Genomic DNA, 14077 nt, shown 5'->3' on the forward strand with positions numbered 1-14077 from the left:
TTTTTTAATTTTTAACGAAATATGGCTTGCGTACTGAGTTTCATATTTTTCTGCCCGAGATTTTTTAATTCGAATACAACGATCTCATTTTGGCCGGTCTTAAGCACTTCTGAAGGAATCTGAATGGATTGTTGTTTTTCTTCTTCCCAGTAAGCACCAACATAGGTTCCATTCATCCACACCTCCCCCATGCCCCAGCCAGAAATGTCGAGGTAATAAGCTGATGGTTGTGGTATGCTAAATTCAGCTTTAAATAAACAGGGTAAGGCCGATGCTTTTCTCTGCTCAAATACCAGTTTAGAAATCTCAAGGTTTTTAACGGGCAATGGCGTAATCATCCAGTCCTCAATTTCGTTTTCATCAAGGGTGATACTTCCGAACAATCCTTTCGAATTATCCAGAATCTCAGGGCCGTAGGTGATGCGGCCAATATTTTCTACAAAAATCCGGAGTTTATGCTTTCCGGCTCTTGCATTCAACGTAAGCTGTTTATGTTGATCGGCAAGCGTTCCCTGCAATTTATCGTCGAGAAACACTACCGCATAATCGCGGACATTTTCTAAAGTGAGCTTAGGATTTTCCGTAGATATATTAATATCTGTCTGGTATAAAGCATAACCTGTTTCTAGGTTCAACTCATTCATGGGCAACAGGTTTTTAGATTCCTGAGATTTTAAATAAACCTGGTTTATACTGGCTTGCTGCTCAAACCTGATCTCCTGAGCAATGCCTTTACAGGATAGAACTGTAAGAAATAGAATGATGTAAGTTATTTTTTTCATGGTTGATTTTCGAATTACCTAATGATAAATGACTGAATAAACCGCTCATCTATCGTCACTTTAGGATTAAACTGATCGCCCTTCACATAAGTATCAATGCTTTTTAGCAATTGCCGGGTCGCCGGACGTTTATCCATATCTTTTTTAGTATCTACTGCCAGTACCAGAAGCTTACCTTTCCCAACCCGGGCTTCGAAACCTATGCCCAATTTTTCGTTATTGTCGTTGGCATCGATTACCTGAATAAAAGGCCGCAATGCCTGCGGTGCATCTTTCATTTCAATTACCCTGGCATTGTTTAAAATATCCCACCATTGCCAATCGGTATGATTAGCAGTGATAAAATCTGTGAAAACCGGCTCTTCGTTGTGGATAAGGCAACCAATGGTCATTGGTGGCCAGGCGAACATAATGGGGTTCCAGAAGTGGTTGTGAAAAACAGATTTGCGGCCCTGTACCTGTTCAGGCAATGGTGTTAAAACAACCTTCCCTCCTGCAGCGAGTTTTTGTTTCGCCTGCTCATCAAAAACTGTGGTATAAAGCACATCAGCAGTTGTGGTCAAAAGTTTTTCGTTTCGGGGATATACCCAGATGTTCCAGTTGTTTTTAATGGTATCGTTAACTACTACTGAAACTGTTAGTTTTTCTGCTTTTTTGATGTCCCTTAAATCGAATGTAAATTTACCCATAGGAAAAACACCATCATTACCCAGTGTTTGGGTTTTCAAACGCCCCTGTTTTAACCTTTTACCAGATTCATCCTTAAGCAGCCATTCTATCTTTGCATTTTTTAATATAGAAGGGCTAAAGTTATACAGTTCAGCATCTCCCTGAAATACCTCGTCATTAAAGTAAGCGCTTTTGGCATAACGCAGTAATGCGACAGTTGGCCCGCAGAACTCCCGCCATTTCTCCTGACTGATCAAGCCCTTCGAATCCCAGAAAGGATCTAAAATACCTACAGAGGCATATCCTTGCCCGGGAAAGTCGTTAAGAGACAAAAGCTGGAATCCCGCTGATTTTGCCGAACGCAGCAATGCCTCTACTACCGCCTTATACTCCACCACGGTTAAGGCTCCTGAAGCTTTGAAAAAGTCGCTGGCCTGGTCCAGCATCCCGTTTTTTTCCAGTAAGTCACGGAAAATCTCAAAGTTTCTGGGTTCCACCGGACTATTGGCATATTTTTTAATTTCATCAAAATTTGGATAAACGGCACGCTGTCCCGATTCATGAGAGATTACCGCAACGTCTACATCCGATTGCTGACTCACATCCCAGTTGGTGTAAGGCAATCCCTCATAAACTTTAACAGGTCCTTTATTGGTTTGCTGAGACACGTAGAACTGATCTGATTTCACCCGTGTCCGGGCAGTAGAGCCGCAAAAAAGATGTCTGTTATCTTTCAACCTGCCTTTGGCCGTTAACTCTTCAATAAAATCAAAATTGCCGGTAATCTCATTTCCATTGCAGTACAATACAAACGAAGGGTGGTTTCCATACTCTTTTAATATGGCTGTCATCTCTCTCCTAAAGAAATTATATCGTGCTTCATCCGGCTCAGCATCTTTACCCCACATGGGCATTTCTATCTGGAAATAAACACCATATTTATCGGCCATTCGAAATGCCGCATCAGGCGGACACCAGGAGTGAAAGCGCAAGTGGTTCAACCCATATTGTTTCATCAGCTGCATGATCCGCTCCCATTCATCCTCTTTTACCGGCGCATAGCCTGTTTTTGGGAAAACGGCATTTTCTACGTTTCCACGCAAATGGACAGGTTTGTTATTGATCAAAATATGATTTTTCCCTTGTTTTACTTCACGCATGCCAAATGTTGCCTTTTTTCATGTTCAAACCTTGCGCCTTCAGCATCGCTGCTTACTTTGCAACTGAGCGTATAAAGATTGGGATGAAACTCATCCCAAAGTTTGATTTTTTTACCGAGTGATATTTTACCTTCAAAATGGATCAGCGAGTCTTTACCGGTTACTTTCATCACCTTTTCCAGATTATAATCCTTACCGGCAACATTAAATGTAATACTACCCGAAACCAGTTTACCTGTCCTGTTAGCCAGATCCATCTTTACATCAACAGATTGCTCACCGATATTGGGATAGATTTGTAAATCTTCAATATAAACGGGATCAACCGCTATCATTTTCATTTCACCAAGGATTCCATTCCAATTAATTTGTGTAAATTCGGTATGCGCATGGTCCCATTTATGCGTATTATACTGAAACCGGTTATCGATACATACGGTTATGCGATGGGTTTTACCAGGTTTAAGAAAAGCTGTAAGGTTATGATTATGCGGAACACTTACATAGTCGTTTTTACTCACCTCTTTGGCATCCACATAAATGGAACTTAGCCAGCTGGTACGCTCAAAATAAATAAAGATCTGTTTCCCTTTCCATGACTGGGGAATCTCGATATCCCGCTGATACCAGGCTGGTCCGAGATACTCATATTTTCGCGTAAGCCTGTCGATATATTTATAGGGTACCTTGTAACCTATTTGATAATCATCCGTTATTCCGGGTAACCGGATCTCGCCCTGCAGTTCATGGTTGTATCTTGGAGAAAGCGAAGCCCGGCGAAAATCCATCACATCGGTTTGGAAACGCCATTTGCCAGATAAATCTACGGTCTGGGTTTGAGATTTTACAGTTAAAAAGCTTAAAAGAATAAATGCAGTTAATAATGGTTTGTAACAGGGTTTTATCGTATTCATAGAAAGATATAGGGTATTTCAATGGGATTTGGGCTGGATATATCCAACATCATTTGCTGAACTGGGGGTTACAATCTTTTTCTTCAAACGACTGAGCGCCTCCAGATAATAATAGTCTGCATAGGTTAGTGGTGCATCAACTTCCGATTTAAACGGAAATGCCCCTGTGCTGTGCATCAGGATAAAATTTCCGTTTTCGCCCAACTTTGCCGTATACTCATCAGAAGCGAGTGTACGGATTTGCTTTTCTACCACCTCCATGTATTTCTTCCTGGTGTCAGCATTTACAAAATCACTCAATTCGGTCAGTGCTGAGGCCATAATGCAGGCAGCTGAAGCATCTCTTGGCGTATTAGCTTCCTGTGGAGCATTATAATCCCAGTAAGGAATAAAATTTTCGGGCATTTTAGGATGATTGATCAAAAAGCTAGCAATGTGATTGGCCTGATCCAAATAGCGTTTTTCTTTGGTTTCCCGATAGAGATAAGTGTAACCATAGAGTCCCCAAGCCTGGCCGCGGCTCCATGCAGAATCATCAGCATAGCCCTGATGGGTTTGTTTTTTATGCGGAAGACCAGTCCGGCGATCATAAGAAACCAGATGGTAGGAACTGAAATCGGGCCGAAAATGATGCTCCATAGTTTTATCGGCGTGCGAAAGGGCTATTTTTTTCAGTTTTTCGCTGCCCGATTGTTTACTGGCCCATAAAAGCAATTCCAGATTCATGATGTTATCAATGATAACCGGATACTGCCAAACGGTTTTATTATGATCCCATGACCTGATGAGCCCTACTTTAGGATCATAGCGGGTAGCCAGCGATTGCGCTCCCGTAAGCAAAACTTCCTTGTAAGATTCTTGTCCTGTTAAACGCAGACCATTTCCAAAACTGCAATAGAGCATAAACCCCACATCGTGATTATCGGTGGTATATTTTTCGCGTTCTACCCGGTCTGTGTAGAGCCTGGCATATTGCAGCAGCTGAGGATTTTTACTGTGCGCATAAAGATACCAGAGCGAGCCAGGAAAAAATCCGCTACACCACCACCGTGAATCAGATATCGTGTTTTTCCAAGCTTCAAATGAACGGGGCAATACTCCTGCTTCATGTTCATATTTCCTGGCCATTAAAAGACTTTGCTGTTCAGAAAAAGCCAGGGCCTTTTCAACAACTGTTTTTAATGGTTGTGCATTTGCAAGGTTGCACCATAATAACACCGTTAACAACAGGGCTAAAAAATATCTCCTCATAAATTTATTTGATGTTTTTGTAATAATCTGCTATGATGTACCAGGCTTTTTTACGGAATCCCTGATCAGAAACCAGTCCTTTTCTGTTCCAGCCATCCTGATAAGTAGGGTGAAAGCGGAACGGTGACCGAAAATCGAACAATACCCAGGGTGAAATTCCATTGAGATTTGGAATATTTTTAAACATTTCCAGGTTGTGTTTATAAAGCCGGGCCTGATAATCCTCGCTCCATGAGCTCGCTACATCAGCATCACCTGATTTACCGTACAATGCCTCTGCACCAAATTCAGAAATAATCAATGGCTTATCTCTGGCAACCTCCCAAATGGCCTTATCTGGCGTAACTGGCCAGGGATGGTACCAACCCATGTATTTATTAATGGCTACTACATCTATTTCTTTAATAAAAGGATCGTCCATAACAAAGCGTTGTTTATTCCGGTCAAACCGAACCAGATCGAATGCAGCAGTAATTAAACGGGTGCTATCAATATCTTTGGTGCATTTGATCAGGTATTTCAGGAATTCATTACGGGCAACAGATGGCTGCGTTTCATTGGCCATGCCCCAAAAAGAGAGGGCGCACCGGTTTTTATCCCGCATAACCATCTCTCTGATCATATTTCCGGCTTTCTTTTTGGTTTCCTGGTTTTCAAAATCAATTCCCTGCCATATTGGAGTCTCTTCCCACAACAGAAAACCCATTTTTTCGGCTGCGCGTACCGTATATTCATTTTGAGGATAATGTGCCAAACGAATCATATTGCAACCTAAAGCCTTCGCTTCAGATAAAAGCATCATGGCATCTGCTTCAGAGAAGGCTCTGCCTTTGCGTTGTGGAATCTCCTCATGAAAACTAATAGATTTTAGAAAGACCGGCTTGTCGTTAAGGTAAATCTGTGTTCCTTTTACAGCAAGGTTTCTAAAGCCAATCATTTCTTCTACCCTATCTGTCGCAGTAGATATAAACACCTGATAAAGTTTCGGAGATGCCGGAGACCAGCGCTGTATTTTTTACATTGGTGATTGACATTCTCGCAATCCCCTGTTGATCGGTAACCAGTTTTTGTTTTATATTCAATTCCGGGATTTCGACGATTACCGCTACATTATGTTGGTTATCACTGATTTTAACCTGCGCATTAATTTGATCACTGCGATGTTTGTCCAGTTGAATAAAGTAATCCCGGATGAAAACTTTAGGCGTTGAAACCAGCATTATATCGCGTGTGATGCCACCATAATTCCACCAATCGAATGATTTCGCCGGAATGGCATCTGCAGTTCGGGTATTGTTTACCTCCAGGGCTAAAAATTGTCTGATTGCTGCACCAGGTCTGTTATCTCCACCTGAAAAGGCGTAAAACCACCTTCATGTTCAGCAATTTCTTTTCCATTAAGATAAACCTTACAACGATAACTTACCGCAGCAAAGTAAATAAACAAACGCCCCTGATGTTTTTTGGGGGCATCAAAATGTTTTGCATACCAGACAGTGCCTTCATAATATTTCAGTTCGGATAGCTGACTGTTCCAGTCTGAAGGCACATTCAACTTTAAGCCACCATCAAAGGCATATTCATAAAAATCTGTTTTTCCTTCAGGTTTTTTATTGAGGTAGATTTTGTTTTTCCTCCCCTGATCGTACTGGTCTATAATTGCCTCCCATTTCCCGTTAAGGGATTGTGTTTTTCTACCATATACATTAACCAAAGTCTCCTGTGCAGAAAGATTCGACAGAAAGCAACACATCAGTAGGAGGAAATTAAAAATGGTTCTAATTGGTTTCATAAAATTACCACGTTTATTTTTTAAAAATTTTCATCGCGAAACCACCGCCTTGCGCCATGTTAACGGATAATTTCCGATCAGCAGGGATAGCAATTCGCTCCTTTTTGTAGTCTGTAGCGATTTTATTGGCATTCATACCATCCTGATAAATTTCTGCAGCATAATCTCCGGTGCCAAGAAAGCTGAGATCGAGATCAAGTTTGCGCGCTTCCCAATTGGTTAAAGCACCCAGGTACCAGGTGTTTCCTTTCCTGCGGGCAGTAGTGATGTATTGCCCAATCTCACCATTAAGTACAATGGTATGATCCCAAATCGTAGGTATAGCGCTGATAAAATCGGTACATTCCTGCTCCTTCGCATAATTATCAGGGCTATCACAGAGCATATTTAGGGGAGATTCAAAAACCACATATTCTGCCAGCTGCCTGCAACGGGTTCCCTGACTCATGGGTTCATCATTTATTCCCCTATGGCTGCGCCGGGTGGCATTACGCATTGCTCCCTGGGTATAATCTACCGGGCCAGCTATCATCCTGATAAAGGGCATGGTCACATCGTAGGTAACCATATCCATTTCAGACCCGGTCCATTTCATCTGCTCAAGACCATTTACTGCCTCATAGTTGATTACATTTGGAAAAGTTCGGTTTAACCCTGTGGGTTTATAAGTACCGTGAAAATCGACCAGCAGTTTATATTTAGCAGCCGTTTCTGCAGCACGGTAGTGAAAATCAACCATATCCTGATCATCCCGATCCATGAAATCAATCTTAAAGCCTTTTATCCCCAGCTTGGAATAATGCCTGCAAACCTGCTCTAAATCGCGTTCAAAGGCATAGTATCCGGCCCAGAGAATAATATCTACATTTTTGGTTTTCCCGTAAGCAATGAGTTCTTTCAGGTTAATTTCAGGTACAATCTCAAACAAACTCGCCTTGAGGTTCACCGCCCAACCCTCATCCAGAATCACATATTCAATTTTATTTTTGGCAGCAAAATCTATATAAGCCTTATAGGTTTCGGTATTAACCCCCGAAACAAAGTCTACCTTACTCAGGCCCCAGTTATTCCACCATTCCCAGGCAACTTTTCCTGGTTTTATCCACGAAATATCCTTTAACCGGCTGGGTTCGGCTAACTTGTAAACCATATCATTATCAGCCAGGGCTTTATCGCTGGTTGTTACGATGGCCATTCGCCAAGGGAATTTTGCGCCAGCCTTACTTTTAGCGAGATAAGGCTGGCGTGAGGTCACTATTTGTTGCAGCTGGTTATGTCCGCCTTGTTCGGTAGATTTTGGATACGTGGCAAAGTTTGTCTCCAGAACGGTTCCACCGGCAGAATTAAAAAGAAACATACCCGGATAGCTTTGCAAATCAGCTTCTGCCAAACACACTTTCTTTCCCTTATCCAATTCTACTACTAGAGGCGAAAACGCAAGTTTACGGTTATCCATTTTACTCAGATTGCTGTAGGTATAGGTATTTTCAAATGAATTGAAATATTGTCCTTCCAATGCCTTTTCCTTAGTCTTCACATAAGGGATGTAGGCTTTGTAATCTTTTGGAAAATGGAAAGCGGCCAGTTCTTCATTAACGATAAAATCCTTGCTACCAGTAGATACAAAACGGTAAGCCATTCCTTCATTGTAAAGTCGAAAAATCAGTTTAAAATCTTCCCTGAATTCCAGTGTTAATTCTGAGTAGTGATCACTTATATGGTTTCTTTTGTAAAAATGAGCGGGAATATCTTGTTTAACCGTAATGGTTTTAGCTTGTTTTAAGTGAGATTTGATACCGAAGGTTTTCCCATTGCCTAGTTTCATGGCTATTGCACCAGAACTCAGTACCCCTTCTTTATCGTGTTCCAGCTGAAAACAAATACTATCGGCAATGCTTACATCCACCTGCAACCTCCTGTCGGGAGAATTAACACTAACCCTCTTTTGGGCGGTTGCGGGGATGCTAAGGAACGTTAAAAGGAATAAGTATAATATAATTTGTTTCATTGGTTTATCTTAAAATGGTATAGCTGTACATCACGAAATCATTTATAACGGGTAATGTTACCTTCAGGGAACCTTTACGACCAGTGGTCTGGATCATCGCCTTCCCCCGTCCAAGCAGCGGCTTCAGCTGTATCCGGACATTTTCCGGAAACCACGTCTCCAGTATGCCTGCAGCATCCAGAGTGTTTTCCCTGAACACAATCAGATAACCCCTATCTTTTTGAAGAGATTGAAATCCTGTCCAAGATTTGCCCGAAGGCTCCTCACCAATTGGCAAAATGGTTCCCTGATGGAAATCGTGCTGAACCTTTTTGTATTTTGCGATTAGTTTTCCCAGTCCCAATGCTTCTCCAGGAAGCCCTGTTCCTTCGAACCAGGCCAGGGGCTGGGCAGCCATTGTACTGGCAAATAAATATTCAAAAGCATACCTCGAAGGAGCGAAAGGATCATTGCCATACTTGTCGGCATTTCTCCATTTATTTAAAAATTCTATCTGTAACTTCTCTGCCGGAACATATTTAGAAAGTTGCCATAAGTTACGAAGTGTCCAGTAAGGATAGTAGTTTTGCCAGTCGGTGTAACGGTTTTCAAGAAAAATGTTACCGTATTCAGTAAAAAGATGGTACCCGCCCCGGCGACCTGCGGTGGCATCGAGATTGAAAACAGCCTGGTTTTCTGTTTCGCTTAACACTTTACTAAACATTTTACCAATATTAATTTCCGATTGCTTGTTGGGGATGGAGAGTCCATCAATTTTAAATGTCCTGATTCCGTACATCCGGTAGAGTTCAACCATCGCCGAAGCGTCTTTCTCCCAGTCTGCATAGTCTTGCTGAATACTAGGGTTAAACCATAAGCAAATCTCAATGCCCAGCGCCTCGCCCCTCTTTACGATCGGACCGAGTCCGTTAGGATATTTTGCAGTATCAGGTTTCCAATAATTGGCATTGTCCCAAATATTTTTAAAAGATCCTTTTGCTAAAGCAGAATTTGGACTTTTTCCGCGCTGCCATCCATCATCGATCTGAAAATGCGTGATCCCCAGCTTTGCTGCAGCTTCCAGTTCTAAAAGGCTAAACCGTTCATTAACTTTAGCATCCTGGCTCCTATCACCCCAGGTATTCATCATCACCATTTCGTCTCGCTGCGGCTCATTTTTACGGATGGTTTTCTGATAAGCACGTAATGCCTGTAGCTGATCTAACTCCTGTCCGCTATAAACGCCCAACACAACCGTATAGGCTTTGCGCCACTCATCTGCACGGATATCCCTGGCACTTAGCCCCAAACCGTTTACGGCAAAATGGCCAAACTCAGTCGTAAAATCCTGACCGCCATAGGCCAGCTGTACACTGGAAGCTGGCGCTTCCTTTAAGAAAAAAAGCCGGCCTCTTTTTCCTGGTTGTGCGCGAAAAGCAGGTTGCCCCGGTAACTTCTTTTTCGATAGGGGATAAACTTATTCTCCAGTACAAGATTGTTGTTCCAGTCGGTTACGTCAAAAAATTCAACTGCTTTAGCCAGCCAATGGTAACCTTCCAGCTTTAATTGATCTAAAACTGCAGCAGAACCGTTAACCTTCATGTCATCAGCAAATTCAATGTTTTTTTGGTCAGCGGCATTGGCCGGTTGCCCCCTGCTATCCCTTCAACCTGCCCTTTCAGATAGGTTTCGCAAGCGATTGAGGCACTTTGAGCATTAATCCGGTAAATTCGCCTGATATCGAGACTGCCTATAGAAAAAGAAATAATGGTTTCCTGTGCGGAGATCTGGACGGTATTGTCTTTTCTCACTAACACCTCATAATGCCCATTTTTTGCGCCTGTGCCGGCTTGAATGTAAAAATCGGGGTTTCTAAGCTTGTTAAGCCAAACTTGCCTGCCTTTTTTGTCGCTTAGGCTGTAAGTGATAACATCCCCCTGTTCCAAATAAACTTACGCTCTATAAATTGATTGCCTATGGTAAGGGTATCCTTATCCAGGCGGCTGTAGCATCCATCCTGTGCGAGGCAGGGTAAACCGGCCATAGCAAAAGTAAGAAACAGTAAAAAAGCATAAATTGCCCATTTCCACCCGATGTTAATCTTCTCAAAGATTGGCATCGATATAAATGGCGTAGGAGAATTTCCGGAACTTTGCGGAATGCCCCGACTGTCGATCTCATAATAATTTATAGTAGTCATATTTGGAGATTCCAAAACTAGCTACTTGTGCCTAAGCAAGGGTTCGGTTTTGTACGGAAATGGTTCAGTTTTGTACAAATCAGCCATGATGTATCTTGTTACAGCGCTCCTCACCATAAGATAAAATAGATTTGGTAAAGTGTAAGATTTTAAGGCTTTCCTACACAGACTCGAAAAAGATGGCCATGGCAGATGAAAACCAGTTGCTTTTTTGCGAAACTCCCAGATGGAAGAGCAGAAAATCCCCATCATTCCACCTACATTAAAACTCATGCAAACTTTTTATCCTTATCCGGGGTTAACTTTACACATGAGCATCAAAACAAACGACGGGATATTCAGGACAGTAACCTCAATCATCCTTTACACAGCAGGACTGGTTATTCTGCTCTGGTTTTTATTTAAAATCCTTAGCGTAGTACTTCTTGGCATTTTTGCCATTGTTCTGGGGGTGATCATTAATGCACCGGTAAGCCGCCTTGAAAAAAAGGCATGAGGCGCTGGCTGGCCAGTCTGATTGTGTTTTTCGTGATTTTTGGAATTACCGCACTACTCGGCTGGATGGTAGTTCCACACCTGAGTGACCAGCTGGATGTGCTAATCGGAAACCTGCCAAAATATTATGCAAGCGTGTCTGGCTATCTGGATTCGCTGCTCAGCAAATTTCCAGAACTCAGAAAGGAGATCAGTGATGGCGGAACTTCGATTTCCTCAGCAATACCTTCCATCGGCAATACGGTTATGGGCATCGGAAATTTTTCATTTTCTGTTCTGGGTGGCGTTTTCGTTTTTATCGTTTTTATCTGCATGGTCGTATTTTTCGTAGGAAATCCAAAACCTATTATTGAGCTCTATCTTACCGTATTTCCGGTCAGGCAAAGGGAAAAAGCAGAAAACGCGATGAAACATACGTCGGTCATGCTTGTCGGCTGGATGAAATCCAATCTGATTGGTGGCGCAATAGAGGCTGTGCTGGTATATGGTTTCCTTACATTGATGAATGTTCCGGGCGCACTTGTCTGGGCAGCACTGGCCTTCTTTTCTGAGCTTATCCCAAAAATCGGGTTCTATATTATGGCTATCCCCCTACGTTGGTGGCGCTATCGGTAAGTCCTGCAACGGCCCTCTGGTGCCTGGTATTCTTCCTGTTGCTTAACGAGCTGGTTTCTGATTTTCTAATGCCAAAACTCAGGTCTTCAACAATGAATATCCACCCCATGTCATCACTATTCCTGCTGCTGGCTATGGGAACAGCATTCGGCCTTACCGGCGCCTTGCTTGCAACGCCGCTCGCTGCAATCATCAAAGCGTACTATGAAGAGTTTTACCTGCGCCAGTTCCCCGCAGATCCAAAACTTGAAGAACGAACCAATGATATCATCTACCATTAGTTGGTTTGACGCACGTATAATTTAACTGGCCTGGCCCAAATATTGATGAACATCGGACAATGGTTTGCCAGTGCATCTTGCCTAAAACGGGATCAGTTTCTCCATGCCCGTCTGAGAATGCGCCGTAAACGTAAATATGTTACAATCGGCTAAAACCAGCAGCCCTGATACGAACACAGGGACAGGGTATAAGCTTTCTGAATAGCCTGAGAACTTCCATGCCATCTAATTAAATGCTATCCTGATCAAAATACCCATTTACCCAGGCGTTCCTCACCATCACGACCTTTATGAATTTAATTACTTTTCTCCAGTTCCAATATTTTTTGGAACATAGGGTCGTGTTTTAAAAGAAAAGATTTCCCAAATATTTCATCTTTTGTTGTTGTGCGCAGATATAAATCCTGAATCGTGTAGGGAACCGGATATTCTACATGGTTCTGAAAAATATCACCTACTGCTTTGATATCTGTGAGATCGATCTGGGGCTCAACCCTAAAAATAAATTTGCTAAAGGGTAACATCATCATCAATGTACTGGCCTGAAGTCCTCCCAGTAAATCAGGCGTCTCACCGATGCTGACCAGCTGCTCACTGCTATTTGCCAAACTCGATAAGTTGCTGGCAGATGAGTAAATGAACTTATCCTGGAGCACATATATTTTTCCATCAAAATCATAAGTAACGCTATCAGGAACAACGAAATTAAAATCCTGTTTGATATAATACATCTTTTGCGATTTCAATATCGGACCGCCAGGATTGAAAGTATAGATACTGCTTTTAAGTACAGAGTCCCTGTTGATATGATAGTGCGCCTGAATGTAAGGACTAAAATTTCTGGCTACAACTACGTTCTTCTTTAGCGTGTCTTTAACTAATTTACTGAGGAATTTGTTATACGTATTGTCACTTCCCCTCCATTGCCCCTGATATCGATTACTACACCTTTTACTTTATGGCTCCGAAAAACACTCCCCAACCGGCGTTTTATCGTATCGCCCAGTTCTTCCCGCATCGCCGAGATTTTGGCATAAAAGATCCCCTGTTTCTCAAAAAATGGGTAATGACCGTATCGGTCTGGCTAAAATAACCATAATTGTTATGTTTAACTGCAAGATAACTTACGGTATCCTTACTGGAAATGTTAAGCTGGTGCCTGATGTTTTTTTGATCAAGGAAAGTAAGCTTAAGGATTCCGTTTTTATAGATTTCTGCCGGCCAGTAAAAATTTTCATCATAAACCCTGTTCCTTACCCTATCCCATCGCAATGGAGATACAAGCAGAGTGAGTGATTTTACAAAATCATGAATATTTTTGCCGTTACAGCTAAGGAGTTTCATGCTGGCGGGATATTTTTTTCCCTGATAGCTAAAGGGCAGAAGATTATAATATTCTCCCGAAGTATAGATCAGATTGAGCTCAGCTTTAGAATAATAGGCCTCTTTTAAATACCTTGCATACTGATACATGTTTGAGGTTTCACTACTGTCAAAAGATACCAGCTTAGCGGGAATCCAGTATTTTTTAACAATGTCGAGCAAAGTGGAATTTACCTGGCTTGTGTGACCGTCTTGTGCAGCATTCAGTGTTTTTTTAATGATAATGAGATACTGCCCCATCGTGGTTTGAGGAGTAATTTTCTTTCTGAGCTGCTTTGCATGCAAACTGAAGTCGATACCCCTCACCTCTTTGTTATAGTAAACTACCGGACTGATCTGTTTGATGTAGGAAACGAGGGTATCATGCTCTTTAAGCATCTGGTGATAGGATATTCCGGGCAATTCTGATTCATCCCTAATTTGGGCATTGGCAACCAGAAAAGGCGTCAAAAGGAATAAGATAGCTATCGAAAAGAGGTATTTCATTGTATATTTTTTTCACAAAGAAACTAAGACATTGTTTCTTAAAATTGTAAAAATCGTTCACA

The 14077-nt window shown here is 42.0% G+C and carries 15 protein-coding genes and 1 pseudogene; 2 read left to right on the forward strand and 14 right to left on the reverse strand.

Translation table 11 applies throughout. The features are described 5' to 3' along the window. Positions 1–11: 11 nt before the first annotated feature. The 12 genes from ACQ86H_RS17585 to ACQ86H_RS17640 all read right to left on the reverse strand — a co-directional run bounded on the left by ACQ86H_RS17585 (position 12) and on the right by ACQ86H_RS17640 (position 10755). On the reverse strand, positions 12–782 hold the full coding sequence (locus ACQ86H_RS17585) for a hypothetical protein (protein ID WP_431291934.1): 771 nt from the start codon (positions 780–782) through the stop codon (positions 12–14). Between the two features lie 14 nt (positions 783–796). After that, positions 797–2611, reverse strand: a complete 1815-nt coding sequence (locus ACQ86H_RS17590; protein WP_431291935.1) for a glycoside hydrolase family 2 TIM barrel-domain containing protein — start codon at positions 2609–2611, stop codon at positions 797–799. Continuing rightward, positions 2599–3525, reverse strand: coding sequence for a sugar-binding domain-containing protein (locus tag ACQ86H_RS17595; protein WP_431291936.1), 927 nt, complete (start codon positions 3523–3525; stop codon positions 2599–2601). Before ACQ86H_RS17595 ends, ACQ86H_RS17590 begins: the two co-directional genes overlap by 13 nt. Before the next feature lie 18 nt (positions 3526–3543). Beyond that, a complete protein-coding gene (locus ACQ86H_RS17600) occupies positions 3544–4776 on the reverse strand; it encodes a glycoside hydrolase family 88 protein (protein WP_431291937.1) in 1233 nt (410 codons plus the stop codon). Between the two features lie 4 nt (positions 4777–4780). Continuing rightward, entirely contained in the window at positions 4781–5749 is a 969-nt protein-coding gene (locus ACQ86H_RS17605; protein ID WP_431291938.1) for a glycoside hydrolase family 2 TIM barrel-domain containing protein, read from the reverse strand. Further along, the gene (locus tag ACQ86H_RS17610; RefSeq protein WP_431291939.1) at positions 5724–5996 is read right to left on the reverse strand and encodes a hypothetical protein; all 273 of its coding nucleotides are present in this window, start codon (positions 5994–5996) and stop codon (positions 5724–5726) included. The genes ACQ86H_RS17605 and ACQ86H_RS17610 overlap by 26 nt, the downstream gene beginning before the upstream one ends. 89 nt (positions 5997–6085) lie before the next feature. Next, positions 6086–6568, reverse strand: coding sequence for a sugar-binding domain-containing protein (locus tag ACQ86H_RS17615; protein ID WP_431291940.1), 483 nt, complete (start codon positions 6566–6568; stop codon positions 6086–6088). A 13-nt stretch (positions 6569–6581) separates the two neighbouring features. Then, entirely contained in the window at positions 6582–8576 is a 1995-nt protein-coding gene (locus ACQ86H_RS17620; RefSeq protein WP_138823472.1) for a glycoside hydrolase family 97 protein, read from the reverse strand. 4 nt (positions 8577–8580) lie between these two features. Next, positions 8581–9864, reverse strand: coding sequence for an alpha-galactosidase (locus tag ACQ86H_RS17625; RefSeq protein ID WP_431291941.1), 1284 nt, complete (start codon positions 9862–9864; stop codon positions 8581–8583). An 83-nt stretch (positions 9865–9947) separates the two neighbouring features. Then, a complete protein-coding gene (locus ACQ86H_RS17630; RefSeq protein ID WP_431291942.1) occupies positions 9948–10157 on the reverse strand; it encodes a hypothetical protein in 210 nt (69 codons plus the stop codon). Continuing rightward, positions 10154–10501, reverse strand: a complete 348-nt coding sequence (locus tag ACQ86H_RS17635) for a hypothetical protein (RefSeq protein WP_431291943.1) — start codon at positions 10499–10501, stop codon at positions 10154–10156. Before ACQ86H_RS17635 ends, ACQ86H_RS17630 begins: the two co-directional genes overlap by 4 nt. Further along, on the reverse strand, positions 10468–10755 hold the full coding sequence (locus ACQ86H_RS17640; RefSeq protein WP_431291944.1) for a hypothetical protein: 288 nt from the start codon (positions 10753–10755) through the stop codon (positions 10468–10470). The genes ACQ86H_RS17635 and ACQ86H_RS17640 overlap by 34 nt, the downstream gene beginning before the upstream one ends. A 226-nt stretch (positions 10756–10981) precedes the next feature. Here ACQ86H_RS17640 and ACQ86H_RS17645 point away from each other — a divergent pair, with 226 nt between their 5' ends. Then, on the forward strand, positions 10982–11251 hold the full coding sequence (locus tag ACQ86H_RS17645) for a hypothetical protein (protein ID WP_431291945.1): 270 nt from the start codon (positions 10982–10984) through the stop codon (positions 11249–11251). After that, positions 11248–12146, forward strand: a pseudogene (locus tag ACQ86H_RS17650) (AI-2E family transporter). The gene ACQ86H_RS17645 and the pseudogene ACQ86H_RS17650 overlap by 4 nt, the downstream one beginning before the upstream one ends. Positions 12147–12442: 296 nt before the next feature. On the opposite strand, the gene ACQ86H_RS17655 reads toward ACQ86H_RS17650, so the two are convergent. Both ACQ86H_RS17655 and ACQ86H_RS17660 read right to left on the reverse strand, forming a co-directional pair. Beyond that, positions 12443–12877 (reverse strand): hypothetical protein, encoded by a 435-nt coding sequence (locus ACQ86H_RS17655; protein ID WP_431291946.1) that lies wholly within the window; start codon positions 12875–12877, stop codon positions 12443–12445. Positions 12878–13136: 259 nt separating this feature from the next. Continuing rightward, the gene (locus tag ACQ86H_RS17660) at positions 13137–14015 is read right to left on the reverse strand and encodes a hypothetical protein (protein ID WP_431291947.1); all 879 of its coding nucleotides are present in this window, start codon (positions 14013–14015) and stop codon (positions 13137–13139) included. Positions 14016–14077 lie beyond the last annotated feature (62 nt).

The sequence above is a fragment of the Pedobacter sp. P26 genome (assembly GCF_050632135.1).
In the GTDB taxonomy this organism is placed as follows: Bacteria; Bacteroidota; Bacteroidia; order Sphingobacteriales; family Sphingobacteriaceae; genus Pedobacter.

Excerpts from the sequence above, each read along its gene's own strand:
- ACQ86H_RS17585 (WP_431291934.1), bottom strand. The coding sequence starts at position 782 with ATGAAAAAAATAACTTACATCATTCTATTTCTTACAGTTCTATCCTGT.
- ACQ86H_RS17590 (WP_431291935.1), bottom strand. The coding sequence starts at position 2,611 with ATGCGTGAAGTAAAACAAGGGAAAAATCATATTTTGATCAATAACAAA.
- ACQ86H_RS17595 (WP_431291936.1), bottom strand. The coding sequence starts at position 3,525 with ATGAATACGATAAAACCCTGTTACAAACCATTATTAACTGCATTTATT.
- ACQ86H_RS17600 (WP_431291937.1), bottom strand. The coding sequence starts at position 4,776 with ATGAGGAGATATTTTTTAGCCCTGTTGTTAACGGTGTTATTATGGTGC.
- ACQ86H_RS17610 (WP_431291939.1), bottom strand. The coding sequence starts at position 5,996 with ATGCTGGTTTCAACGCCTAAAGTTTTCATCCGGGATTACTTTATTCAA.
- ACQ86H_RS17615 (WP_431291940.1), bottom strand. The coding sequence starts at position 6,568 with ATGAAACCAATTAGAACCATTTTTAATTTCCTCCTACTGATGTGTTGC.
- ACQ86H_RS17620 (WP_138823472.1), bottom strand. The coding sequence starts at position 8,576 with ATGAAACAAATTATATTATACTTATTCCTTTTAACGTTCCTTAGCATC.
- ACQ86H_RS17630 (WP_431291942.1), bottom strand. The coding sequence starts at position 10,157 with ATGAAGGTTAACGGTTCTGCTGCAGTTTTAGATCAATTAAAGCTGGAA.
- ACQ86H_RS17640 (WP_431291944.1), bottom strand. The coding sequence starts at position 10,755 with ATGACTACTATAAATTATTATGAGATCGACAGTCGGGGCATTCCGCAA.
- ACQ86H_RS17645 (WP_431291945.1), top strand. The coding sequence starts at position 10,982 with ATGGAAGAGCAGAAAATCCCCATCATTCCACCTACATTAAAACTCATG.
- ACQ86H_RS17655 (WP_431291946.1), bottom strand. The coding sequence starts at position 12,877 with ATGTATTATATCAAACAGGATTTTAATTTCGTTGTTCCTGATAGCGTT.
- ACQ86H_RS17660 (WP_431291947.1), bottom strand. The coding sequence starts at position 14,015 with ATGAAATACCTCTTTTCGATAGCTATCTTATTCCTTTTGACGCCTTTT.